Origin of the sequence: Microcystis sp. LEGE 08355 (genome assembly GCF_015207185.1) — a bacterium.
GTDB lineage: Bacteria > Cyanobacteriota > Cyanobacteriia > Cyanobacteriales > Microcystaceae > Microcystis > Microcystis panniformis.
Genome location: NZ_JADEXI010000015.1, coordinates 1 through 22,369, shown reverse-complemented (window position 1 = coordinate 22,369; position 22,369 = coordinate 1). Strand labels below are relative to the sequence as shown.

At 45.2% G+C, this 22,369-nt stretch carries 28 protein-coding genes; 5 read left to right on the top strand and 23 right to left on the bottom strand.

The window, feature by feature from the left end; all coding sequences use genetic code 11:
• Window positions 1-72: 72 nt before the first annotated feature.
• The 18 genes from IQ242_RS26965 to IQ242_RS01445 form a co-directional block, all read right to left on the bottom strand.
• Entirely contained in the window at window positions 73-213 is a 141-nt protein-coding gene (locus IQ242_RS26965) for a hypothetical protein (RefSeq protein WP_370582935.1), read from the bottom strand.
• A 25-nt stretch (window positions 214-238) separates the two neighbouring features.
• Complete coding sequence (locus IQ242_RS01525) at window positions 239-1,981, bottom strand: SAV_2336 N-terminal domain-related protein (protein ID WP_193958788.1); 1,743 nt, start codon at window positions 1,979-1,981, stop codon at window positions 239-241.
• Window positions 1,982-1,983: 2 nt separating this feature from the next.
• Window positions 1,984-3,045: a MoxR family ATPase gene (locus IQ242_RS01520; RefSeq protein ID WP_193958787.1), complete on the bottom strand. Its 1,062-nt coding sequence runs from the start codon at window positions 3,043-3,045 to the stop codon at window positions 1,984-1,986.
• 2 nt (window positions 3,046-3,047) lie between these two features.
• Window positions 3,048-4,502: a hypothetical protein gene (locus IQ242_RS01515; RefSeq protein WP_193958786.1), complete on the bottom strand. Its 1,455-nt coding sequence runs from the start codon at window positions 4,500-4,502 to the stop codon at window positions 3,048-3,050.
• 11 nt (window positions 4,503-4,513) lie between these two features.
• Window positions 4,514-6,550: an alpha/beta hydrolase gene (locus tag IQ242_RS01510; protein WP_193958785.1), complete on the bottom strand. Its 2,037-nt coding sequence runs from the start codon at window positions 6,548-6,550 to the stop codon at window positions 4,514-4,516.
• A 38-nt stretch (window positions 6,551-6,588) separates the two neighbouring features.
• Window positions 6,589-6,801, bottom strand: coding sequence for a DNA-binding domain-containing protein (locus tag IQ242_RS01505; protein ID WP_193958784.1), 213 nt, complete (start codon window positions 6,799-6,801; stop codon window positions 6,589-6,591).
• Window positions 6,802-7,087: 286 nt separating this feature from the next.
• Window positions 7,088-7,321 (bottom strand): hypothetical protein, encoded by a 234-nt coding sequence (locus tag IQ242_RS01500; RefSeq protein WP_024969288.1) that lies wholly within the window; start codon window positions 7,319-7,321, stop codon window positions 7,088-7,090.
• A complete protein-coding gene (locus IQ242_RS01495) occupies window positions 7,318-7,755 on the bottom strand; it encodes a putative toxin-antitoxin system toxin component, PIN family (protein ID WP_045356647.1) in 438 nt (145 codons plus the stop codon). The genes IQ242_RS01500 and IQ242_RS01495 overlap by 4 nt, the downstream gene beginning before the upstream one ends.
• A gap of 153 nt (window positions 7,756-7,908) precedes the next feature.
• Window positions 7,909-8,463: a hypothetical protein gene (locus IQ242_RS01490; RefSeq protein ID WP_193958783.1), complete on the bottom strand. Its 555-nt coding sequence runs from the start codon at window positions 8,461-8,463 to the stop codon at window positions 7,909-7,911.
• 133 nt (window positions 8,464-8,596) lie between these two features.
• A complete protein-coding gene (locus IQ242_RS01485) occupies window positions 8,597-8,890 on the bottom strand; it encodes a hypothetical protein (RefSeq protein WP_130757007.1) in 294 nt (97 codons plus the stop codon).
• Window positions 8,887-9,489 (bottom strand): ParA family protein, encoded by a 603-nt coding sequence (locus IQ242_RS01480; protein WP_159249870.1) that lies wholly within the window; start codon window positions 9,487-9,489, stop codon window positions 8,887-8,889. The genes IQ242_RS01485 and IQ242_RS01480 overlap by 4 nt, the downstream gene beginning before the upstream one ends.
• Window positions 9,490-10,372: 883 nt before the next feature.
• Window positions 10,373-11,326: a hypothetical protein gene (locus IQ242_RS01475; protein WP_193958782.1), complete on the bottom strand. Its 954-nt coding sequence runs from the start codon at window positions 11,324-11,326 to the stop codon at window positions 10,373-10,375.
• A 10-nt stretch (window positions 11,327-11,336) separates the two neighbouring features.
• Window positions 11,337-11,579: a hypothetical protein gene (locus tag IQ242_RS01470; protein ID WP_193958781.1), complete on the bottom strand. Its 243-nt coding sequence runs from the start codon at window positions 11,577-11,579 to the stop codon at window positions 11,337-11,339.
• A gap of 34 nt (window positions 11,580-11,613) precedes the next feature.
• A complete protein-coding gene (locus tag IQ242_RS01465; protein ID WP_193958780.1) occupies window positions 11,614-11,901 on the bottom strand; it encodes a hypothetical protein in 288 nt (95 codons plus the stop codon).
• A gap of 16 nt (window positions 11,902-11,917) precedes the next feature.
• Complete coding sequence (locus tag IQ242_RS01460) at window positions 11,918-12,298, bottom strand: hypothetical protein (RefSeq protein ID WP_193958779.1); 381 nt, start codon at window positions 12,296-12,298, stop codon at window positions 11,918-11,920.
• A 57-nt stretch (window positions 12,299-12,355) separates the two neighbouring features.
• Window positions 12,356-12,703: a hypothetical protein gene (locus tag IQ242_RS01455; RefSeq protein WP_193958778.1), complete on the bottom strand. Its 348-nt coding sequence runs from the start codon at window positions 12,701-12,703 to the stop codon at window positions 12,356-12,358.
• A 156-nt stretch (window positions 12,704-12,859) separates the two neighbouring features.
• Window positions 12,860-13,105, bottom strand: a complete 246-nt coding sequence (locus tag IQ242_RS01450) for a hypothetical protein (RefSeq protein WP_193958777.1) — start codon at window positions 13,103-13,105, stop codon at window positions 12,860-12,862.
• 71 nt (window positions 13,106-13,176) lie between these two features.
• Entirely contained in the window at window positions 13,177-13,446 is a 270-nt protein-coding gene (locus tag IQ242_RS01445) for a hypothetical protein (RefSeq protein ID WP_193958776.1), read from the bottom strand.
• Window positions 13,447-13,557: 111 nt separating this feature from the next.
• Between IQ242_RS01445 and IQ242_RS01440 the strand changes: the two genes are divergently transcribed.
• Window positions 13,558-14,601 carry an HNH endonuclease domain-containing protein gene (locus IQ242_RS01440; protein ID WP_193958775.1) on the top strand — a complete coding sequence of 348 codons (1,044 nt, stop codon included), beginning with the start codon at window positions 13,558-13,560 and terminating at the stop codon, window positions 14,599-14,601.
• Between the two features lie 13 nt (window positions 14,602-14,614).
• Window positions 14,615-14,851 (top strand): hypothetical protein, encoded by a 237-nt coding sequence (locus tag IQ242_RS01435; RefSeq protein WP_193958774.1) that lies wholly within the window; start codon window positions 14,615-14,617, stop codon window positions 14,849-14,851.
• A gap of 18 nt (window positions 14,852-14,869) precedes the next feature.
• Here IQ242_RS01435 and IQ242_RS26620 read toward each other — a convergent pair whose 3' ends face one another.
• Window positions 14,870-14,992, bottom strand: a complete 123-nt coding sequence (locus tag IQ242_RS26620) for a hypothetical protein (RefSeq protein ID WP_255520586.1) — start codon at window positions 14,990-14,992, stop codon at window positions 14,870-14,872.
• Between the two features lie 100 nt (window positions 14,993-15,092).
• Between IQ242_RS26620 and IQ242_RS01430 the strand changes: the two genes are divergently transcribed.
• On the top strand, window positions 15,093-15,308 hold the full coding sequence (locus IQ242_RS01430; RefSeq protein ID WP_193958773.1) for a hypothetical protein: 216 nt from the start codon (window positions 15,093-15,095) through the stop codon (window positions 15,306-15,308).
• Here IQ242_RS01430 and IQ242_RS01425 read toward each other — a convergent pair.
• From IQ242_RS01425 to IQ242_RS01410, 4 genes are all read right to left on the bottom strand, one after another.
• Entirely contained in the window at window positions 15,272-15,886 is a 615-nt protein-coding gene (locus tag IQ242_RS01425) for a hypothetical protein (protein WP_193958772.1), read from the bottom strand. The genes IQ242_RS01430 and IQ242_RS01425 overlap by 37 nt on opposite strands.
• Entirely contained in the window at window positions 15,876-17,240 is a 1,365-nt protein-coding gene (dnaB, locus tag IQ242_RS01420) for a replicative DNA helicase (protein ID WP_193958771.1), read from the bottom strand. Before dnaB ends, IQ242_RS01425 begins: the two co-directional genes overlap by 11 nt.
• Window positions 17,233-18,078, bottom strand: a complete 846-nt coding sequence (locus tag IQ242_RS01415; protein WP_193958770.1) for a helix-turn-helix domain-containing protein — start codon at window positions 18,076-18,078, stop codon at window positions 17,233-17,235. Before IQ242_RS01415 ends, dnaB begins: the two co-directional genes overlap by 8 nt.
• A gap of 733 nt (window positions 18,079-18,811) precedes the next feature.
• Window positions 18,812-19,147: a helix-turn-helix domain-containing protein gene (locus IQ242_RS01410; protein WP_172456283.1), complete on the bottom strand. Its 336-nt coding sequence runs from the start codon at window positions 19,145-19,147 to the stop codon at window positions 18,812-18,814.
• Window positions 19,148-19,399: 252 nt separating this feature from the next.
• Here IQ242_RS01410 and IQ242_RS01405 point away from each other — a divergent pair, with 252 nt between their 5' ends.
• Both IQ242_RS01405 and IQ242_RS01400 read left to right on the top strand, forming a co-directional pair.
• Window positions 19,400-20,470, top strand: coding sequence for a MarR family transcriptional regulator (locus IQ242_RS01405; RefSeq protein WP_193958769.1), 1,071 nt, complete (start codon window positions 19,400-19,402; stop codon window positions 20,468-20,470).
• The gene (locus tag IQ242_RS01400; protein WP_193958768.1) at window positions 20,451-21,938 is read left to right on the top strand and encodes a ParB N-terminal domain-containing protein; all 1,488 of its coding nucleotides are present in this window, start codon (window positions 20,451-20,453) and stop codon (window positions 21,936-21,938) included. The genes IQ242_RS01405 and IQ242_RS01400 overlap by 20 nt, the downstream gene beginning before the upstream one ends.
• The last annotated feature ends 431 nt before the right edge of the window (window positions 21,939-22,369 follow it).

The following is a 22,369-nucleotide window of genomic DNA, read 5'->3' as shown; positions in this document are numbered from 1 at the left end:
AAAAGTTAAGGGGGTACATCCATTGATGGATAAGGGTTTTGGGCTATTATGGTATATATGTATGGGGGAAGTTCAGTTATATCTACTTCCAGGTAAGATACTATTAATTAAAATCAAATCGATTTCGCTTGATTCTGCCTGTTCAATGACCTTGTTTACATCATCAGTACCTCTAACAGTAATGCCATATTGGGATAATAAAACCTCTCTTATGTCTTCGATTACCTTTTGTTCGTCCTCAACTAATAAAATAGTCTTTAATTCGGTTTTTGATTACTACAGGCTCTGGTGGAGTACGTTTCTGTTCTAGCTCTGCCGCCAATTCCGCATATTTCCCACCCCATCGTCTCAATACATTCCCTGTCACCTGTGCAAATGACAGCATCTCCGCTGCGGCATCCTCGCCCCAGGGCAAATCTGGCATTAAAAATGCCTCAAAATAGCTCAGAGATTCACCCCATCGCCTTGTAATATCTGCATTCACTCGGTCTTGTACTTCTGCGGGCAACTGCTTGAAAATTGTTGTCGCAATTTCTTCTCCCACTTCCCGCGCCTCTGAAATCGGAATCGCACCTAACAATACATTTCGCACTCCTTCTACAAAATCATACTGCTGCGTCGTGGAAAGTTTTTGGTCTGGCTCTGCTGCTATCGACACAGGGCGGAGCAATCCACTGAGAAAAATCTCCGCCAAGTAGAGTGCCGCAGTTTCCTGAAGGGCATCTGCTGATTTCCGTACCAAATTTTTCTGGATCAGTCGCAGCACCGACCAATTTACTGGCAGCACCGCCATCATATCCGCTAGTTCTTGTGCTTTCTCAGAAGCTGTTCCCCGAAATCTTTCCACTAACTGCTTTGCCGTCAGCGTTTCTGTCATCGCATCCGCAGGTTTATCTAGCTGAAATGCATCTGCTCTCAACACAATCCCCGTTGTCTGTTGCTCGCCCACAGCAGCCGTTGCTCGCGCCCACCAGCCCAATGGCTGCGGCTGAATGGTCACAACTGGCAACTTTAGACCACCACGCAAGCGTTGCCTTCGCCGAGGGGAGAGTCCTTCTGCAACCCATTCTCGACTCAATGCTCCAGATAATTGCGATCGCAAGGCCACCAGACTGCCCGAACGCAAGGCACTTCGATCCCAATGGCGTTCTGGGAGTAATTGCGCGATCGTTACCGGATTTTCCCGCGACCACAATTCCAGCAGTTTGAAAATCTCGCCCGATCTCCATGCTCTAGAGGTGCAATCACTCAAAAACAAAATCAGCCGTCTCCTACCAGCATCCAGCAACTCTTTGGGACTGCGGGGCTTCCTATTCAAACCTGTAGCCGTCTGCAAAAATAGCTGCGGTTTGGTGTTTCCCGATGTTTGCAGTTGCCAAGTTCGTACATCTCGAAAAGCCCCATGCCGTTCCATCAAATACTGAAATTCAGCGATCGTGTCATGCCACACATCATAAAGACTTGTCACTTCGATCACAATTGCCAACTCCAGCCAGCGTTCTGGCTCTGGCTTCACCACAGGACTCCAGATTTGAGCTTCAGCAATCCGAATTGCTGTTTCTTCTTCCGCGATCGCCTGTCGAATTCTGGAGGGTACTTTCCGCATCAAGGGACGTAACGCTTTGGAGATTTCTCTCCGATTTCTCAGGGCAACGGCTTCTGGAATCTTGACAGGTATGGGTGTTGTCGCTTTTTGAGTATCCCCTTGGGACTTAGGTGACTCCAGAACTATATCCGCTTTCTCACCATCCGCTTTCGTCTCTGGTTCTGAATGAACTTTGGATGATGGAGTTGAAAATAAATCATTTGGAGTTTCTTCAGGCAAATTGATCGGCAGTCCCAGCCCCTCTATTGCTCTCCCCTCAGTACGCTGCACTGCCAGCCACAGAATTTCAGCCAGTTCGATAGGACTGAGATCGATCTTGGCATCGCTTAGCATCTTGTTGAAATCAGCGATGGGATATGCGGATTCTGATGGCAAAGTCATACATCCTCTGGACTGCTCAAGTCCTTTAGCAATCGCTTTTCTGACGCAGTTAATTTTAGTCGCTTCTCTAACTCAGCTAATGTCAATTTTGATAAATCATCAAGGCTTTCTTTTTCCTGAGGAGGTTGATTATATCTGGTTTTCTCCTGTGTTCGGATATGAATCGCATTGAGCAATTGGTCGGTTGCCAAGGTTCCGCCCGCATCAATTTGTTTGCAAAACCACATAATTAATTCATTTGATTGTTGAGCAGTAGGTTTGCCCAAATGCTTTTCAACAATCCCTTGTAGTTCTTGGGGACTGGGATTTGGCATTTTGAGCCGCAAACATCGACGCAAAAAAGGTGGCGGAAAATCTCGCTCGCCATTACTAGTCATAATCACTAGCGGAAAAGCTCGACAACGAACCACTCCATTTTCAATGGGGACTTTAATTTGCTTGTTACTCTCGTCGCGCTCGATTGTTCGCACATCTACGGGAGATAGTTCTAGTCGCTGCAATTCTGGAATGGGAAAATCACCATCCTCAAGCAGATTGAGCAAATCATTGGGCAAGTCAATATCGCTTTTATCAATTTCATCGATCAGCAATACTCTGGGCAAATCCCTAGGCAAAAAAGCCGCGCCCAAAGCGTTTAATGTGATGTAATTACCCGTCTCCTGGCGATTATCTTGTTGACTTGCTTGGGCATCTTGGAGACGCGCGATCGCGTCATAGCTATACAATCCATCTTTGAGCGTGCTACGGGTCGTAATCGACCACTTCAAAACGCTGCCCAATCCCAATTCCAGCGCTACAGCATAAGCCAGTGAAGATTTTCCCGTTCCAGGATTTCCCGTAATCAACAACGGTCGCCGCAAACTCAGCGCCGCATTTACCATTTCGATCGCTTCCGCAGGCGGCTTAAATTTTTCTCCCTTGATCTGCTGTTGCTTAGCCACATCATTCTGAAACTGCCGCCAAGGGGGAGCATCAGGCAACTTTAGGGGGGCATCGGATTTACGGGGTTTACCATCTCCCTGATAGATTTTCCAGTTTGCTGAGTTAGATGTTGTCATAACTAGTGACTCTCATATTGAATATCAGGAAATCGGCGGAACGGATTATCCCACAGCAAAGCTAACTGTGCCGCAGGTTGACTGGTGATTGTCGTGGCAGATGTGTTAGGCAGAGCATTTATACGCTGCTTAGTCAATGAAATTTGTAACGCGGCAAGAGAGGACTCTGTCACGGATTTCATTATCCTTTTAGTCTTCCGCTTGTTTGTTACTGGCTGACGGCTCCAAAGTGCGATTGGCAAGCCTTGACCCAGTAAATTATCCCAAAATTCTATCTGCTGTTGGAGATCATCGTGTTCAATAAATGTACAGCCAACCGCATTAGTTTGGCTCCATTCAATTTTTGCTTTTCCAGTCATTGGATCTAAAGGCTCTAGAGCCTTATTTGACTGTAAATTTATGCGATCTAATAGGTGCTTCCAATGCTCTTGCCACTCACCCAAGACCGATTGATAATCTGATGAAAAATGGCGTTCTGAAGAACGCACTATCACTGCTTTACACCTTTCCCCATTACATGGCTTCTGCCTACCAATCGAAATTTGCCAATGCTCAATGGGCAAACTCATCAGCTCAATCGGTAAAAACCACTGCACTACGAGGTCAGTCAATGGGATACTGTATTTGCCTCCACAAATAGCGATTAACTCACTTAATATAAGCGGTAATTGCTCTTGAGAGTACCCAGGTGAGTATTTAGGATCGGGTAGAATTGGAATATTAATGCTAGTCTCCTTCCTTTTTACCTCAAGCTTCAGAGGGTCTGGATCTTCGACGATCGCTGCACTGACTATGTACTTATCAGGAGGATGGAATTTCACCTTTATCATCAGGTAAGTTTCTCCAGTTTCTGATTTACTCTGAACAGTCTCAGTCGCTAAATCTAAGGGTATTTTCTGAACTTTTGCCCATGCTTCTATAGCTCTCTGGCAATCTGAATCTAAAGATTTATCTTGAATTAGGGATTTAACAAAACGCCAAAGAGGTTTAAGCTCATCAGGCTGCCCAGGTATATCTGCTATTAGCCGCACCAGAGCTTCTAGATTGTCGGGTGTCGGGCGGCGACGAAGTTCTGGTAATGAATCTCGATAAGCTTTGACAACTGTAGTGTTGAAATCAATGGGAGTCAAAACCTGGATTAACTCCTTTAGAGGGCTACTGAGTGAAGAGCTAGGCTGGCTAGAGCCTGTCTCATCATTTCCTGGCTCTGGTTCAGTCAATTGACCGTCAAACTCTTGATAGACCGTGGGATTGCATTTTTTAATTGCTTCTAATAATTTGGGAATTTCCCGATGTTTGTCAGCATAATCGACTAATTTACGTCTGCGCTCTGGCAATTCCTGTCCATCAGTTTCATCGGATACAGAGCGAAAATTATCAAAGAGTAAGTCCTCAAAATCATTCTTTGTTAATCCCTTTTCAATTAATTGTCTGATGGTGGCAAGATTGTAACTCATGGGCTATTTACCTACTTCCTAATCATCCAATACTTTTGCTCTCCCACCTCTGCTTTTCGCAGTCCAAACCGTTTTTCTGGCGATGTATTATGCGCCAATAACTCATGGATATCTTGCAGCAATCTTTCAGCATCGGCAAAATAACCGTGGCCGAGCAGCGTTAAATCAATATTAGAAACTTCCACTGTGTCTATGCCATCCACAACTGTAATCGGCGGAAAAAATCCGATGCGGGGATAGTCGTGAATAATCCCCGATGTTGCCAAGGCTTTATCTTTTGCAGAAACATACAAAGTCGTGCGTTCTGCCAAGTTTTGATAAGCTGCTGCCAATCCTTGAAAAAGATCGGGGTCAACATCAGGTGCAGCCAGAAAAATTTGTCCAAACGAGATGTCACTGGCAGCTTGCACTTGAGCTAAAATGCGCTGCATTGCCCTCAGCAACCCTTGATTGCCCATACTGTGCGCGATAATATGTACTTTTTTCACCCCGCTCTTTTGCGCTAAGTTCAGCAAAAATTCGGCAATATACTGCTCGCTCGCTTCGATAGTTGCCTCATCTGCTGTATAGCCAGCTAGCTTTCCTTTGGAAGGCCAGCTATAAAAAGCCATAATTCCTTGTACTTGCAGATCGACCCCAATCTGCGCCGCTCGTAAAGCTGCATCGTTAAAGCTGACATTAAACCCATGAATGAATACCAACGCGGAATGCTCATCTAGCCCTTGTGCTTGCAGAGCCTGTTGGATGCTGGCAAAAAAACCAGCTTCATCCAAAAGATTCAGGCTTTCAGGGTCTAGTTTGAGACGATCGTCAGTTAAAACAAATTTCCACCAAGGAGATCCTACCTCGCCAATTTTATGAGACTTCGGCACTGTTACTCGGCAAGTGCCATAGTGAATTTGGCGATCGCGCTTTCCTGAAAACCCTTTGGATATATCTTGAGGAGCGATCAGTTTGCGGTTCGTACCAAACCAGAGAGGATATAGAGTAGCTTGGGTTTGCTGTGTAGGGAAAGTTCGAGTCACCCGTGGTTTTACGGTCTCTACTTGCAGGAGCGAGGTATCGCGAGTAATGAAATGAGGATATAGAGTAGCTTGGGTTTGCTGTGTAGGGAAAGTTCGAGTCACCCGTGGTTTTACGGTCTCTACTTGCAGGAGCGAGGTATCGCGAGTAATGAAATGCGGGACTGTCCCATCTGGTAAGTTTAATAATTTAATTTCATTACGCCCCAGTTCAAAGGCGGTGTAATATCCTCTCCCAAATCCCAAGCCTCGATAGAAACCCGCAGCAAATCTAACGGCAGATTCATCGTCAATTTCTGCATCCATGCCAACTATACAACTAACTTGTCCTGCCAATGCATCGGCTTTTTCTAGGGAAAAGCAAGCATTGAGGATCACACATTCCAGCCGTCCCCGAACTATAGCCAGCAGTTCAGCCAGTGCTTCTGGAGAAACTGCCTGAGCCTGCCCCTGAGCGTTATTTAAAATAATGTCACCGTTGGAATCGCCATGACCGCTAAAGTGGACTATCAGTGGTTCGCATTGCAGCAAATATTTGGATAAGTCTTCAACTCGGACAGCTCTTTCGACTTTAACTACAAAGCTTTTTCCTGCTTCTCCTTCTTGCAGTCGCTGTCGAATCAGGTCTGCTTCTTGCTCCAATTGCAGCAGATCCGTACCGATAGGATTAGCAGCAAGGACTAAAATATCGCAGGTTTTAACTTCTGAGTCGTTAGTTATATTGGTCGGTTTTAAATTTGTTCGATCATTGGGGACTAACTTCGCCTCTGATTTGTCAGGATTCTCAAATTCTGAAGCGAACTCCTCATACACTGTAGGATTATATTCCTGAATGGCTTTTAATAATTCAGGAATCTTGCGATGTTTGTCAGCATAATCGACTAATTTACGTCTGCGCTCTGGCAATTCCTGTCCATCAGTTTCATCGGATACAGAGCGAAAATTATCAAAGAGTAAGTCCTCAAACTCATTCTTTGTTAATCCCTTTTCAATTAATTTTCTGATAGTGGCAAGATTATAGGACATTTTTACTACATTTTACTGCTTGTTATACTTCGTTAGATTTAATTTGTCTTAACCAAAGACTCCAACTCCGCCACCTTGCTCTCCAACTCTGCCATCCGCTGACTCAACGGCACAGTCTCGGCACAGCCCAAGTAAGCAGCAATCGCACTGACGATCACATCTGTCTTGGACGTGCCAACCCGCTCGACGTACTGGTTGAGTTCGGCGAGGAGAGGTGGGGGAATTCGGACGGCGATTTGTGGTTTGCCCATAACAGTTACATTTCTTCTCCCACCATGCTACCAAACGCATGACCAAGTATCACCCTTCCAGTCATTTTTCTTAACGAACGACCGAACAGCGAGCTACCTTCGAGTACCATCCTACAGTTATTCGCTAGAAACAATACAGGACAAAAGTTACAGAAAAATTTAAAAACCTTTCCTTAAAAAATTAAGCGAACCACGAATAAAAATTTCTCCTTAGCCCAAAAGTATTCAGCAACAATTTCAGCTTTAACTTGGGATTTTTCTATAGATTTACCAAAAAAGAATTGTGTTACATTTTGTCATATTCTTCTGGCTCCCCATCTGAAACTTTAGCTAATGCTTGTTGAAACTTCTCCCAACTTCCCTGTTGTGCTTTTTCTTCTAGATAATCTTTAGTCATCCAAGAGGATATTTGGGCAGATAAAGCCATTGTTACCAGTTGCTCTACTGGTATGTTTTGTTTATTGGCTAAGGTTTCAATTTGTTGATATAAAACATCTGGAATATTGGTGCTTAGTTTCATGGTTTTATTTCTCCTAGTAATCGTAAAAATTGTTTGGGTGTTAAAATAAAAATGCCGAATTTTTCAATGGGTTTTAGGTCTCTTTGATTGTAACTGATTATAAAATTAGCTTGACATTTGAAAGCTAAGTCTATCAGAAAGTCATCATTTTTGTCTTTGGCTAATGGTCGCCAAATATAAAAGATTTCGTGATGGTTGGCTAGATGGCAAATTCCATTAATAATGTTATCTATGTCTTCATTGTTTAAATCTATTTGTTGTTGTTCTCTTTTTAGTATTTCTTCGTACTCAAAAACTAGGGTGGCAGATACATTGATTTGAAAGCGTTGGTCATTGAGTATGGTTAAGAGTTTATAGGATGCTCCTTTATTAGAGAGCAATCCGGCTAAGATTACGTTAGTATCAATGACTATTTGATAAGGAGTTTCTGTCATAATTAATCCCCCCTAATAGTCTTCATTTCCTCAGCAGTCAACCCATACAAATTAGCAACCCTATCATCTATCTTTGGTTCGGAATCGGTATGCCCCGTATCTTTGCTGGCTACAGAGAAAAACGCCGTCACCAACAGCCATTTCCATTGGAGTTCAATCGGGTAAAGTACCTGGTGCGATTTGTACTGTGCGGGTATAGACGGAACCGCCCTCCACATACTTAAAATCGATCTGAACATCATGAATGGTTTTTCCCTGCGGCAAATCGATCGTGTCCCCCTGAGCCGTCACACAATCGCTAGTATCAAAACCGTCGATCGCACATAATCGAATAGCCGTGGCGGGATGATCGTACCACTTACGGGTTCCCCAAAACTTGTTCATTACATTGGTGGCATGACGTACCTTGACTCTCTGATTGTTGATCAAAGTAACTACTACCCACTCCTCCCGATCGAGATCACCAGGAGAAAAAATGCTTTGCTGACCAATGTTGCCGGTAGGGGCATCCCTCAAACGCAGTTTATAGACTTTCTCCCCGATAAAAGCGGAATTGACGGCTGATCGACCATTGCCAGAAGAATTAGTAGGAGAACGCTGGTTTTGTTCTCTAATCCAACGATCACACTCCTCTTGAGAAAACCCGTAAGACTGCCGGTTCCGACACAAAGCTTCATAATCCGTCTGATTTTGAGCGTTGGCTGGCATAGACATTAGACAAACAATAGAACCCGAAACAATCAGGGAAAGCGACTTCATACAAAAACAGCAACTTTATTAACTAATATTACCTTAGCTAACATCTGAAAATTTTCCAGTTATCTGGTTATCTGGTTTTCTGTTAATCTGGTTTACCAAATCGATCGCTAAGGGCTGCCATGATCACCGCAGTCATGGTCGTTCCCTGCCGTTTGGCCTCCGCCGCCCAATGTTGCCGCAAGGATTTGGGAACCTTGACACAAAGGTTTACCTCCGGCTCATTCTGGTTTTCTTGATTGCCAAAAGTCTGACTTTCTGGCAAACCGGTATTCTGGGTTTTTGGTAAGTTGGTATTCTGGCTTTCTGGTAAACCGGTATTCTGGTTTTCTGGTTCTCTGGCTTTCTTAATTAAATCGCCGTATCTGCCCGCCGTCATAAAACCTCCAATATGGCTAAGATTTCCTCTCCCAAAGCTTTGTAATCCTTCCATGCCGCTCTTAACCTAGCATCATCGAGATTGCGAATGGGAACACCCGCTAAAGCGGCTTTTTGATAGCCGACGGTTCTGCGAATCATCGACTTGAAAACAGGGATACTGCCCTCGATTAATTCCTGACGTAGTATTTCACCTTCCCGATTTGGGGGCGGCGGTACGATCGTGATCAGGGCGCGGTAATTAGCGTCTCCCAAATCTTTAGCCGTTTCCAACATCGGCTGCAGACTGAGAACATCGGGGGCGGTGGGCAAGATCAGGAGTTCGCAACCCTTGGCCAACTCTTTGAGATCGTCGGAATGGGGACGGGCGGGAGTGTCGATGATAACGAAGTCCGCCCCGCCGATAATCTTCATCGCCTGCCGCTCATCGGCAACGGTGAAGGGAAGCTCCCCCCTCTCCGCCCAACCCAGAGCGGTGCGGTTCGGATCGCCATCAACTAATACCGTCCGACCTCGATCGCTGAAATAGGTGGCGATATGCACGGCGGTGGTGCTTTTACCGACACCACCTTTGTAACCAGTAACGGTAATAATTTTCATCTGGTTTTCTGGTTTTTTGGTTTTCTGTTTTTCATCCTTGTTCCTGGAAACAGGTTTTCTGTAAAACCAGATTACCTTAAAACCAGAATTGCAGTCACATTTGGATCGATTCCGTGAACTGGTTTTACAGAAAACCAGATTGCCGCAAGACCAGAATTAAGGTTCCATTCGGATCGAGCGAGTTTTCTGTAAAACCACGCAAAAGGTATATTAATTTTCAGGAATTTGCGTCGTTTCAGCCGACGACAAGTCAAGGTTTGAAACCACTTTGACGGAAGAGAAATAGATAGGATTGTATCTGGTAAGAAGGCTTTTTATAAAACCAGATTACCATAAAACCAGATAAATTAGAATCATATCTAGTAACCCACATTCCGCACCCTCAACTGTCACATTGAAAATTTTATCTAAATCGTCAAAACGATTGCCGGCTCTGAATTACAGGCTAATGTGTTTGCCCAGCAGATGCACAATTAGCCCTAAAAATCTGATAGTTCTGATACTAAATTATTGAGATAGACTCTCATTAAGCTGGCGATCGCTGACTAGAGTGTGACACTTCATAATTCTTAGTAATCGCTAAAAGTCTTACTATACAAGGGCTAGAGCAACTTTTGATTTCAACGACTAGGGTGCGGAATGTGGGTAGTAAGGAGGTTTTCTGTAAAACCAGATTGCCATAAAACCAGATAAATTAGAATCATATCTAGTAAGAAGGTTTTCTGTAAAACCAGATTGCCATAAAACCAGATAAACAGAATCGACTCCGCAAGCTGGTTTTCTTTAAAACCAGTTTTTTGTAAAACCAGAATTATTCGGATCGATCAAGCAGATTTTCTGTAAAACCAGATTGCCAGATTGCTGGTCAGAAATAGTCAAAAGTTTAGCCATTAACCAGAACTGGCTCGATCCAGATTAGTTTGCGATCGGGTCGTTCTCTGGAGCCGTAGGGTTGCCACCGATAAAAACCCCTGCGCCAATGGGTGCGGTACTGACGGTCGGTGGGGACATCGGGATCGGACTGGCTTCTGATGCGATAATCTCGACCGATGATATGGGGAGTCAACTTGCGGTTTTTGCCGGAGTTTTTGATTGGGGATAGGGCTGACGAGACCGAGAAATCGGACTTTTGCTGTAGGTAAAGAAGAGTTTGAACCAATAAATCCGTGACCCGATCAGTAAATTCTTTTTCCGTCTCCACGACGGTATTGAGTCCCGTGAGAGCCAAGTCTCGATCAATGAACATCTCGTTTTCATCTTGATAGTCGAGTTGAAGGTTTTCATCGACTTTTAAACATCGATGTACGCCGTACTGAGTACCGTCATCAAAAACGGTAAACCAGCTAAGAGTATCCTCGGCGGCCACCCCGATTTCTAGCCGGCTGCCCATAATTTCGATCGGTGCTATGGTCTGATCGGCTAAACGGTGAAAAAAACAGAGCCATTTCAGGGATTGCCCGTCGGGATTTTTAAACTTCGGTGGTAATAATAACACTCCACAGGGCATCACCTGTTTGAGCTGCCCGACCGTATTGGGTAGTTGACTATTGCAGAAAGCATCAAAAAGAGACTCGCTCAACCAATAAGAACCAAACCCTTTTTGATAGGCTCGATCAAGAATAATCAAAGAAGTGCGGTGAGTGAAATCCATCTCGAAAATATCGGCATCGTAGCACTGATAACTCGTCAGTAAACGGGCGATCAAGAAAATAACGTCATCGTGGTCGATATAGCCCTTAACATGACTATAACGACGCTCGTTAAAGCGTTGATAAAAACTAGATTTGCGGGTAAGTTGGTTGATCTTCTTGATAAAATCTCGCTCTATTTCGTTCATAATTAAAAAATTAGTAACCTTCGTTCTCAAGTTTCATCAACTTATTAAGTTTGCGAATAACTAAAGCGGAATTAGTTTCGGGATTACCATCACCATCATTCCACCGCTCTTGGTTTAACCATTCCAATAATTCAGGGGTGATGCGGAAAGACCATATCGGATTTTTTCTATCGTATTTAGCCTTTGATCTTTGGATAATTTCAGAATTCGATTCATTCCAAAGCTTTTTTGTCAGTTTATACTTATCTGTCATACAATCCCCGCATTATCCTGAATATTGTCGATTTTCATAATTGACGATTTTCGAGTGCTTCACAGGTCGCCCTTAGAAATGCCTCATCCGTCGGCTCGTCTATCCATCCAAGAGAATATAGAATCGGCAGTTGAATATTTCTTCCCCCTCGGCAAATCATTCTATTTTTAGCAGTATGACACAGATGTTGTGCTTCTAAACCGGAAAGGCTTTTATGATAGTTTTCTATATCAGAAAAATTACTTTCTATACCATCAAAAGGACAGGTAGAGCAAGGTTTATTCTGAACTGGAACTTTACGCAAATCTTGGAATTTTTTCATAATTATCCCGAATGTATTAATATGATTTAAGTGCAGAATTCATAATTCGTATTGCGTGAAAATCCCAGTTGTCTAAAGAGACAAAAGAACTATCTGGTAGTTGCAATACCCGATCACCGTTGGCGGAAAGAAAAAATATTAGCCCTTTATACGTCACCTGAACGCTAAACATCTGTTTATTAATCGGATCTCCAACTCTAAGGGTCGATGACCAAACCACATCGTGGTCTGTCAAAGGCTCCGGTGGTTTCGCACCGGGGAATTGAGCGAGTACGGATAGAACTTTGAAAACCTCGATCGCCTCACCTTTGGTAATATTACCGAAATACTCGTTTTGAGCGGCGATGATTGTCTCTTGCCGTTCTTGTTGTATATCCAGTTTGCTTCGCTTAACCATAAAGTTATCCTCGACTATTTGTAGGCATTGCAATTTTTTTATTATCTTCACATCCGATTACGGATAGTCAGTATTAATCCCCATAATCTGGCAAGCTTCAATTAATTTGTCTATCCCCCCGAACCATTCGGGGGTAACATCAGAATGGCTCAATAAAGATTGGAGTCCTTCGATGATGTGATCACCTCTAAGCTTTTTTTGGTAGGCTTCTGGAGAAGGATATAATTCCCATTCCCAATTACTTCCTATTTCACGGTGGGTCTCAATATCAAACTTTTTGCCATCAACCACTATATACTTTCGCCCGACTGATTCAATAACTCCCCATCTACAATTTTCATTTTCATGGGGAATTACTGCCCATACCTTAACCCCTTTTTTAAGCTCGAAATCTTTCGGTAACATTCGATTTTCCTCTGTGTAATAGACAATACATAAACAGGTTTAGTCTCGCTTCGTTTCTTCCTTAGCTAGTAATTCGTCGGGTTCCTTTCGTTCTCATGGCTTAGTGTACACCACCCTTGTTGAATTCCACTTTCTGCCTCTAGCAATCCTACCTCGTCAAGAAGATCGAGCAGGGAACGGGGAACGGGACGGGGCGATCAACGGGGAAGAACTTCGCAAAATCAGCGTGCCGTCGTTCATGGTGATAAACTCTCCTGGTCGTGCGGTTTCAATAAACTCCACCACCTGCAAGAAGTCATGCTCCTCTAACGTTCCTTCCAGTCGGCGCTCCAGACTTTGAGCCGTTTCTGCCGACCATTGCACCCGGCCATTGATGCAGAAACAATAAGCAAACTCGTACATTTTTTCCTCCTGATTGTTTAAGGAATAGCGATTAAACGTTAAGAAAAACTCCCCGCTGCCCCTATAAAAATTTAATCCAACATCGCTCGGTCAGCCTTCAGACCATTGATGAGAAGGCTTTCAAATTCGGCTTCTATCCAGATCGTCGCACCCGAACAGCGGGCATTGCTGGCATCTTGTATCAGTTTTCCCCCCTTAGTAAATTCAACTTCCTTCGCATACACGGAGCCGAGATAGGTACGAATAGCGATCGCCGCATTATCCACGATTACGCCCTTTTCGTTAGTCGCCTTCTTATTGGCGTTGACCACATGACGATTGATGTAAATTTGTGCTTTCATAATGTTAGTTCCTTTCTACTAGGGACGGCGATCGTTCTTTGTGGCAAGTTAGCAATGATCGCTTTATACTAATTATTTTACTTCGTAAACGAAGTAAAAGCAAGAATTAAAATGAAATTTCTGGAAATCAATCCGACGAGCGAAGACTACTGGCGGGCGATTATTCTATTCGGGCGTAATGTAGCCTGCTATAAATTCGCTCTAGCCAAAGCATTATTAGAGATAGCGCGGGAAGGAAAAACAGAAATAAAATTAGAGAATTTAGCTATTCCTTATGGGATGCAGATAGTAAGGCACTTGCAGATCAGCGATAAACAAACCACTTCTCGTTCCAGTCAATTTTTGGATATTTGCCGCCAATTCAATCTAGGGCAAATCGATCAGGCTTTACTAATCGATGCGACGGTAAGACTGGGATTCGAGAATGTCATCGATGCCTTTCATAATTTGCCCACAGGAGAAATTAATCAGCCTTTCTTCGATCGAAGTCAATGGAAAATAAAAAAGCGGATTATTTTAACTGACGATTTATTAAAATTAGTAGAAAAACAAGAGTTAGGTAATTTAGAACGAGAGGTAGAAGCTAGGTGGCGGTTGGTAGAAACCTCTTGGCTATTAAGTGTTAATCGCAGGATTATCGAACATGATCCCTTAGATGGAAAATTATTTACATTAGGTAATTATAATATTGATTCTTCATCAAAAAGAAGAATCAATATTACTTCTTGTCGTCACGCCATTGACGGTTATCAGAAGGGAAAATGTTTTTATTGTTTTGCACCCGTGTCGATAGTCGATAACTCGGATAACCTAGCTGATGTTGATCATTTTTTTCCCCGTTCTCTCAACGATTATATCGAGGGTATAGATGGAGTCTGGAATCTCGTTCTTTCCTGTCACAAATGTAATCGGGGGGAAAATGGTAAATTCGATCGCTTGCCAAATCTTAAATATCTAGAACGCTTGCAAGTTCGCAATGAGTTCCTGATCGATAGTCATCATCCTTTAAGGGAAACTCTAATCACCCAAACGGGAACCAACAAGATGGGCAGACAGCGATTTCTCCAGAACAATTATAATGAAGTACAGAGACTCTTAGGAGTTGGAACGGGAAAAGGATGGAAGCCGTCCATCGAGTATCCAATAGCTTTTTAAAAGAAAAAATGTCATGAAAGAGTATAGATGTACGCGCAATTCTCTCTATAAGCATGAATGCCTCGGCCACGACGATCTGACGGTCAGACAAGGATATTACATAGAAGCTGAAAGTCCCGAAGCGGCTTGGGAAGAAATGTCTGTCAGATTTCCAGAAGAAACTTCCGAGGGTTTTACAGTTGAAGAATGGCATAGATTTCCAGTAACCGTCAGATTAGTAGAGAATTTTGACAGGGAAAATAGGTTCTAAAAGAAAACTGTATTTAGTTCATTTGTTCTTAAGAAAATCCCTGTACTCCGCTAGAACCTCCCGCGCTTTGGGGGAATCGATCGCTTCCAGTATCCCGTCGATCGGTCTGCCCATGCGATCGAGTTCTCGAATCCGATCCACCTTTTCAGATGCAAGGTAGATCGATCACTTGCGCTTACCGAATTCGACTTGATAGAAAGTCTGGAGATATTTGCGCCCGTACTTCGCCTGATGAGAATAAGTGGTGATCAAATACCCTGAACCCTCCCCCCTACGACGGCGCGGACGTTTATTCTCGGTTTCCTCTTTACTAGGGGATAATTTTGTACTGGTTAAAGATACATTTGTATCCCCTAGTAAAGATATTTTAGAGAGAATCAAGGTAGAGGATGCGGGGACTGGCGGTCGTTGTGCGGAAACTCAACCGATGATTTTCAGGATTTCTGAAACGGGTTGATTAGCATCGATCGCCATTCGCACCTTTGACAGCTTCTCACGGGGGACTGACCGTTTGAAGGTTTTCCATCTGCCGTTAACCTTCTCGTCCCAACAGTATGCCCAAAACCAATGATCGGGATTGCCAGTGGAACGAGCGCCCTCAACCTTTGGATAAGTTTTCACGTTACCGTACCGATCCTTCTTCTCTTGGTTAAAGGCATAAAGGGAACCACTCGGATTTTTCTTAGGGGAAATCTCAGATGTGTGATCTCCTAAATTTTCCCCTAAGAAAATCTCTGAAGATGTGACGGGGTTGACCGTTTTTTTCTTAGGGGAAATCTCAGATGTGTGATCTCCTAAATTTTCCCCTAAGAAAGAATTAGGGGTTGTCGAACGCTTCGCCCGGGTTTTTTGTATCTTGGAAGCTCTCGGTCTCGGTTCGAGAGGGGAATAGACCTCAAAAAACTGCTGGTGAAACAGATGGTTATCGGTGGTCAGTATCCAACCATCTTGGCGAACCTCACCGATTGTGTAGAACTTACCGTTATCGGGATGTTCCCCGACGATAACGATCGACACACCCGCTTCAATTGCCATGGTTCCCTCCGGGCAATTCCGTCAACAATCCGTAGGACTTATCGAATAGACAGCGTGCCGTTCCCGTCAGGCCGTGACGGGCCTTACCGACGATCAATTCCAGCACATCGCGATCAGCACTATCGGGGTTGTAATATTCATCGCGATAGAGGAGGACAACGTTATCGGAAACCATCTCCAGAATTCCCGATTGACTGAGATCGGCCATGAGCGGGCGTTTATTGTTGCGTCCCTCTACCGCCCGGGATATCTGGGAGAGTGCCAGAATCGGCACGTTTAAATCGCCCGCCATCTTGTAGAGTCCCCTAGCGACGTTGCCCAACTCGTAACTGCGGTTGCCGTTGGGAGAATCGTCGGCCATCATCTGAAGGTAGTCCACCACCACCAAACCGGGTTGCTTTTTCTCGCCGATGAGACGGCGGCATTCCGAGGCGATGCCCATGACCGTTGTTCCCCGGTCGTCGTTGAAATAAAGCGGTAATTCGGTGGCTACTTTCAACACATCGACGATCGTTTCTCGTTCTAGCTCAGTGAGTGGAGCCAGTCCCGCGCGGTGTTGCCTGATCCGACCGCTTCGGAGGGGAGAGAACCCATAATCGCAATAGTGGGGGTGAACGCTCAACAAACTCCACAGACGGTACTCTAGCTGTTGGGCGGTCATCTCTAGCGAGAAAAAAACTACCGGTATCCGTCGAGCGAGCATCTGTAAGGCGAAAAATAAGGCGGCTTGGGACTTGCCCATCGACGGTCGCCCCGCGAGCAGGGTCAACGTTCCAGGCTCGAAACCGACAATCAGATCGTCCAACTCGCGTAAGCCCGTCGGGTAAATCGGGTTATTTTTCTCCAATTCCGTGAAGGCGGCACTCGCTACCTCGCTATTGGGAAGCGTTCGCGTCGTTCGTCTCCGGTTCGATACCCGAAATACTCCCTGCTCCGCTCCGTCCAGTACCTGGTCCAACTCCCGCATCGTGTCGCGGGCCAACTCGATGACCTCACCTCCGACTCCGATCAACTGACGACGGACATACTTATCCATCACCAACTCGGCATAGCGATCGATGTTGGCGGCCGATACCGTGCGCTCGATTAGCTGTAGCAACCGGGGAATCCCTCCCACCTCGTCGAGAAGCTGGTGATCCTGCAGCCAACTGGAAACCGTCATCAAGTCTGTGGGCTTTCCCTTACCGTGAAGAGAAACCGCCGCTCGGTAGATTTCTTGATGGGAACGAACGTAAAAGGCATCGGCGAGTAGAAAATCGACGAGCCGTCCCATGGCCTTGGGGTCGAGGAGAATTCCCCCTAAAATAGATTCCTCGGCCTCGATATTTTGGGGGGGCAACGCAGGATCATACATCACTTTCTAGACCCCACGGGTCGATCCATTTCTCGCCTGCTAATCTGGCCAATCGCTTCGTTTCGTTGCGCTCTGAAAAGGAGAGCTTCCTGGGTTTCTGTTCTTTCCCCGTTTTTTGTCCGTTCGTTCGTCCCTCCGATTTCTCGAAAAGCTCGTGATAAACTTCCCACCGGTTCAGGCCAGCCCCATTCTTGCCAGCCAACCATGCTTCTATATCGATGATCGGATTGGGAAGTTTCCCAGTTTCCTTCCTCACAAAATAAAAAAATCTCTCTCGCTCGTCTTCTGAGAGAGTCTTTTTAAAGTCTGAATAAGTCTTAATAATCTTAGAGGTGCTGGATTCCTTGCCCTGACTGGGTTCTGGGACGGGATCGTTTCCTACAGTGCGAGGATGTTTCCCACAGTGCGAGGGTGTTTCCTGTAGGAAACTTGATGGTACTGTAGGAAACTCTCCCGCATCAGAGGAAACCGTGTTTCCTACAGGAAACTTTTCCGCATCAGAGGAAACACAGTTTCCTACAGGAAACTCTTCCCCGTCGCGGGAGACCTGATCTCCTTTAGGAAACGTTTGCAGCTTGACCAGTGCTTCAGTGATTTCTAGATCGATGTAACCTTTATCGCTAAGAACTTTCAGGGCTTTGGAAACCGTGCCTTTTTGGAGTCCCGTGGCGGTTGCCACATCCGTTACCTTGACGCGCAGATCGCGACCGCCGAACGGATCGATCGTTCTCAGATAGTAGAGAACTCGAACTTCCGCGTATCTCAATTCTTTGGTGACTTCGAGCCACTCTTCTGGTTTTAGCGCATAGAACTTGCCTTCTATCTTGTTTTGTATCATAATAGTTATAGTTTTTGTGCGAAGGTATATACTTTCTATGGAAAGCGATGTACTTTTCGTGAATTTGCCCCATAACCCGAAAAGAGTTGGGGCTTGTTTTCTAGGTAGGTGACGTCTCAAAATTCCCTTAATGTGGATATCAATTGCTCTTAACCTCATTTCGGTTTAAAAGACTTCCTACTCAGTCCTCTGTTGATTTACGCCCCCGCAATCGCACTAAAAAGTATATGTTTTAATTGTATATGTATATAATTAAAAAAACTATCCCTTAAGGGAATTTTCTGTTGCTATATTGGGTAAAATAGTGTAGAGAAGTTAAAGGGTTGTTCAATGGAAACTAGAGGGAAATACAAGGGCAGGAAGGAAAATCCACCGAATCCGGACGGTAGGCCTCTGACTTATGAAGGGCCGAAGAAACGCCGCAATCTAAGCGTGACTCAGGCTGGCTGGGAAGAAGTTCAGGCGATTGCGGAACAGTACAACCTATCCGTGTCGGAAATGTTGGAACGGTTAGCCCGCGGTGAGTTTGAACTGGTGCGGAAGGTTTCTTAGCTTTGGATGATCGAGTCCAGTGTTTCGGCTCGGTTGCTTTATGCCGACTATTTCTTCGTCTGACCCCAGAAATATTTAGAGGGTTAGACGGGGGGATCGAGATTTTCAATACAACTTATCCCCTAGTAAAGAACCGAAGAGTTTACTAGGGGATAGTTTTGTACTGGTTGTTTTTATTTTTTTAGACCGACTCAAGGGTTAAGGATTCGATGGGGTCGGCGGCTTTTTTTTGCGCCAATCCTTTCAGGTACTTGCTCCGGGCAAGCACCAAATCAGCCAACTCTTCATCTTCCAAGTTGGCGGCTAAGTAATCGACGCTAACCTTTAGGGTTCCTCCGGTAAGACAGCCCGCAAAGTATTCTCGGCTGCCCGGTGCGATCTCCTCGGCTGCGTCCAGTAATCGTTCAAACATCTCCAACGAAGGATTTCTTTTACCGGAGCGAATCTCGGACACATAGCTAGGACTAATCCCGGTACGTTCTGCGATTTGTTTTCCGGCGATGCCCCGATATCTCAATGTCTTGTCTAGGGCTTCTTGAAACATAAATTATTTTTTCTACCTACAGTGAACTTATTATATTATAATTATATTGTTAGCGAATGACAAGACACCTTTGCAGTTCCAATTATGGCACGGTGGGGGGAAATATGGTTATCCGAAACGAAATTAAGAACAGTTGAAGTTCTGATTAAGGGACAAATAAGAAAAAAGTCCCTAAAAAACAACCCCGCACTGACTAGAGCGGGGAAACACTCAATTACTTCTATTATGACACAAACAAGCTTTGTTCAGATCCCGTTCGAGCTAATTAATTATGTTCGTTCCCTGAAATTGTCTGGAACCCAATACGATTTATGGCTGTATCTCTACTCCCGCGATCCTTACGGTGATCGTTTTGTCGAAATCCCCTCACCCGCAGAGATCGCCGTGGAACTGGGAGTAAATCCGCGTACCATCCAGAGAGCGGCACAACGGCTACAGGATGCCGATCTCTTCGATTTTGCCATAGATAAATGGAAGGCCAAAAACACCACCAACAACGGCAAGGGAAAAAATTTTGCCTCGGACAAAATGATCCAAAAACGGACAAAAAGATCCCGTTGCGGACAAAAAGATCCCGTTGACGACAAAATGATCCAAATGTCAGCAATCAGACAAAATGATCCGATTGTCGAGTCAAAACCCTTGTCAGATAAGGATTCTACCGAGCCTCAGACTATTCAGATTATTCAGACATCCCAGACCGTTGGGGGGATAAAGAATAAATGTATTGAAAACTCTGAAGAGGAGCAAGGAAATTTCGGTAAGTTATCGGCCGTTTTGGAAGAGATGGTGATCGATAAAAACCTTTCGGTGAGAAGTTGGCAAGAAGAGGAAATTTCTCGGCAAGTTATTCCCGATTCGGTCAGGGTTAAGTTGCAACAATTGGGGATTTCTCTCGATGAAAGGGTGTGTAAGGTGATCGAGGATCACGATATATCTCAGGTTTGGGGTGCGATCAGGCATATTGAGGAGACCTGGGAGACGATCAATAATCCACGCGGAGTGTTTTTATATCAGGTTCCGAGACAGGAGAAAGAGAAGTCTTTAAAAAATCCCTTGAACCGAGAATTTTTGCAGTGGTACGAGCAGGCGATTATCGAAGGTTCTGTCCAGGAGCGATCGCCCGAATATCTACCCCTCGACCAATTTCGAGAACCCAAGGTTTTCCTTCCAGACGGTCAACTGATAGCGTGGCGCAAGGTGGCGGCGGGGGAATACGATACAGCTGCCAGTCCCCAACAAATGGCGGAATTCTTTGAGATTTTGAGAGGTTGTTATGGAACTTCCCAGAAATGAAGAAGAGGAGATAATAGGCGAACGGTTGCGGCGGATCGAGGCCGAACTGACTCAGACCGCTGGGGAGAAGAGGAAAAAAAAGGCCGATCTGCAATACCTGAGTGATCTCAGGGACGATCTTCGGGCTTACCTGAATTTAACGGTGGGTCAAGCCGTTACCGACGGCAAACGGTTGGGGGTTATCGCCCAGTTGTCTCTCCCGTCGGTGGGTTTGCCGGTCGTTTGGGTTGATTGGTACGCTTCCGTTCCCGTTCCCGAACGACCCAACAGGTTAAAGGACGAGCCGTTCTTGTGCGATTTGAAGGTTGGTGACACCGTTACCATAAATGGGAACCATCCCGAAGCCGCCGGCAAAACCTTCGAGGTCAGAGAGTTTAAGGGGAACGGCTGGATTCTCACCACCGACAACCGGCTATTTCACTGCGAGTTTTTTCTGTCCTGCGATCTAATCCCCGAACCTCACTTAACGAAATCCGATCGGGAAGACCCTGCGCCCGAATATTTGACCATCGCTCTGATCCGTACCGACGGCGGTACACAACCGAGAGCGACGATCAATCAACTCACCGTCGCTGAATATGCCGAGGATATGCGTTCCGGCGATCGTTTTCCCCCCGTGTTGGTGTTCTGGGATGGCAGCGATTATTGGTTAGCCGATGGGTTTCACCGGCTCTTGGCCGCCCAGTCTTTGGAATTACCTGCAATCGCCGTCGATATCCGTCGGGGAACCAGACGCAATGCGATCCTCTACTCGGTCGGGGCGAATGCCCATCACGGTCTCAGACGCAGCCATACCGATAAACGGCGGGCAGTGTTGATGCTCTTGCAGGACGGGGAATGGTCGCGCTATAGTAACAACCGTATTGCCAAATTATGTTTTGTTTCCGCCGATCTGGTCAATCGTTTGCGTCTCTCACTTAACGAATCGTTAAGTGAGAGACAAAGAATTTATCAGACCAAACACGGGACTGTCTCGACCATGGACACCACTAACATCGGTCGGCATCGAAAATCGTTAAGTGAAAAAGAAGACGGGACGTTAACGGAAAAATCGTTAAGTGAGGATCAAACCCTAACGGAAAAATCGTTAAGTGAAGATGGGTCAGTTAAATCTACTCGGTTGACCGTGGGAAATTCTGTCACCGTTACCGGTGAGCATCCCAGAAAAGGACAGACGGGGGAAATAACCGCGTTGCCCAATCCCTACGCGGCCATCATCCTTTTCGACGATGGCAACAGAGAAATGTTAGGTTCGGACTTCCTTTCCCCAAAAACCATCGATGTGGCCGCTAAATTTCAAGTCAAGGAAGGGCTGAATTACAGGGTGGGTAACGGCTGTGAGTGGTATGTCAGGGTTGAACAGGCTACTTGGGAACGGCTGTTAGGATACCGAAATCGCATTGGTACGGCAACCATCGATGGGGCTATCAAACGAATGTTAGAAAGTATCGAGAACAGCCCACCCTAACGGAACCTTAACTTGGTTTGAGCTGCTCACTTAACGAATTTTTTGAGGTTCTCACTTAACGATTCGTTAAGTGAGGGGAGAATTGAAACCGACTATGGACACAACCCGATCCTTAGAGAGCGATCGATGACGGAACCTTAACTTGGTTTGAGCTGCTCACTTAACGAATTTTTCGAGGTTCTCACTTAGCGATTCGTTAAGTGAGGGGAGAATTGAAACCGACCATGTACACAACCCGATCCTTAGAGAGCGATCGATGACGGAACCTTAACTTGGTTTGAGCTGCTCACTTAACGAATTTTTCGAGGTTCTCACTTAACGATTCGTTAAGTGAGGGGAGAATTGAAACCGACTATGGACATAACCCGATCCTTAGAGAGCGATCGATGACGGAACCTTAACTTGGTTTGAGCTGCTCACTTAACGAATTT

Excerpts from the sequence above, each read along its gene's own strand:
- IQ242_RS01405 (WP_193958769.1), top strand. The coding sequence starts at position 19,400 with ATGACACAAACAAGCTTTGTTCAGATCCCGTTCGAGCTAATTAATTAT.
- IQ242_RS01465 (WP_193958780.1), bottom strand. The coding sequence starts at position 11,901 with ATGAAAAAATTCCAAGATTTGCGTAAAGTTCCAGTTCAGAATAAACCT.
- IQ242_RS01485 (WP_130757007.1), bottom strand. The coding sequence starts at position 8,890 with ATGACGGCGGGCAGATACGGCGATTTAATTAAGAAAGCCAGAGAACCA.
- IQ242_RS01455 (WP_193958778.1), bottom strand. The coding sequence starts at position 12,703 with ATGTTACCGAAAGATTTCGAGCTTAAAAAAGGGGTTAAGGTATGGGCA.
- IQ242_RS01510 (WP_193958785.1), bottom strand. The coding sequence starts at position 6,550 with ATGTCCTATAATCTTGCCACTATCAGAAAATTAATTGAAAAGGGATTA.
- IQ242_RS01460 (WP_193958779.1), bottom strand. The coding sequence starts at position 12,298 with ATGGTTAAGCGAAGCAAACTGGATATACAACAAGAACGGCAAGAGACA.
- IQ242_RS01480 (WP_159249870.1), bottom strand. The coding sequence starts at position 9,489 with ATGAAAATTATTACCGTTACTGGTTACAAAGGTGGTGTCGGTAAAAGC.
- IQ242_RS01435 (WP_193958774.1), top strand. The coding sequence starts at position 14,615 with ATGAAAGAGTATAGATGTACGCGCAATTCTCTCTATAAGCATGAATGC.
- IQ242_RS01450 (WP_193958777.1), bottom strand. The coding sequence starts at position 13,105 with ATGTACGAGTTTGCTTATTGTTTCTGCATCAATGGCCGGGTGCAATGG.
- IQ242_RS01490 (WP_193958783.1), bottom strand. The coding sequence starts at position 8,463 with ATGCCAGCCAACGCTCAAAATCAGACGGATTATGAAGCTTTGTGTCGG.
- IQ242_RS01470 (WP_193958781.1), bottom strand. The coding sequence starts at position 11,579 with ATGACAGATAAGTATAAACTGACAAAAAAGCTTTGGAATGAATCGAAT.
- IQ242_RS01475 (WP_193958782.1), bottom strand. The coding sequence starts at position 11,326 with ATGAACGAAATAGAGCGAGATTTTATCAAGAAGATCAACCAACTTACC.
- IQ242_RS01520 (WP_193958787.1), bottom strand. The coding sequence starts at position 3,045 with ATGACAACATCTAACTCAGCAAACTGGAAAATCTATCAGGGAGATGGT.
- IQ242_RS01505 (WP_193958784.1), bottom strand. The coding sequence starts at position 6,801 with ATGGGCAAACCACAAATCGCCGTCCGAATTCCCCCACCTCTCCTCGCC.
- IQ242_RS01440 (WP_193958775.1), top strand. The coding sequence starts at position 13,558 with ATGAAATTTCTGGAAATCAATCCGACGAGCGAAGACTACTGGCGGGCG.
- IQ242_RS01500 (WP_024969288.1), bottom strand. The coding sequence starts at position 7,321 with ATGAAACTAAGCACCAATATTCCAGATGTTTTATATCAACAAATTGAA.
- IQ242_RS01445 (WP_193958776.1), bottom strand. The coding sequence starts at position 13,446 with ATGAAAGCACAAATTTACATCAATCGTCATGTGGTCAACGCCAATAAG.
- IQ242_RS01495 (WP_045356647.1), bottom strand. The coding sequence starts at position 7,755 with ATGACAGAAACTCCTTATCAAATAGTCATTGATACTAACGTAATCTTA.
- IQ242_RS01415 (WP_193958770.1), bottom strand. The coding sequence starts at position 18,078 with ATGATACAAAACAAGATAGAAGGCAAGTTCTATGCGCTAAAACCAGAA.
- IQ242_RS01425 (WP_193958772.1), bottom strand. The coding sequence starts at position 15,886 with ATGGCAATTGAAGCGGGTGTGTCGATCGTTATCGTCGGGGAACATCCC.
- IQ242_RS01400 (WP_193958768.1), top strand. The coding sequence starts at position 20,451 with ATGGAACTTCCCAGAAATGAAGAAGAGGAGATAATAGGCGAACGGTTG.
- IQ242_RS01515 (WP_193958786.1), bottom strand. The coding sequence starts at position 4,502 with ATGAGTTACAATCTTGCCACCATCAGACAATTAATTGAAAAGGGATTA.
- dnaB (WP_193958771.1), bottom strand. The coding sequence starts at position 17,240 with ATGTATGATCCTGCGTTGCCCCCCCAAAATATCGAGGCCGAGGAATCT.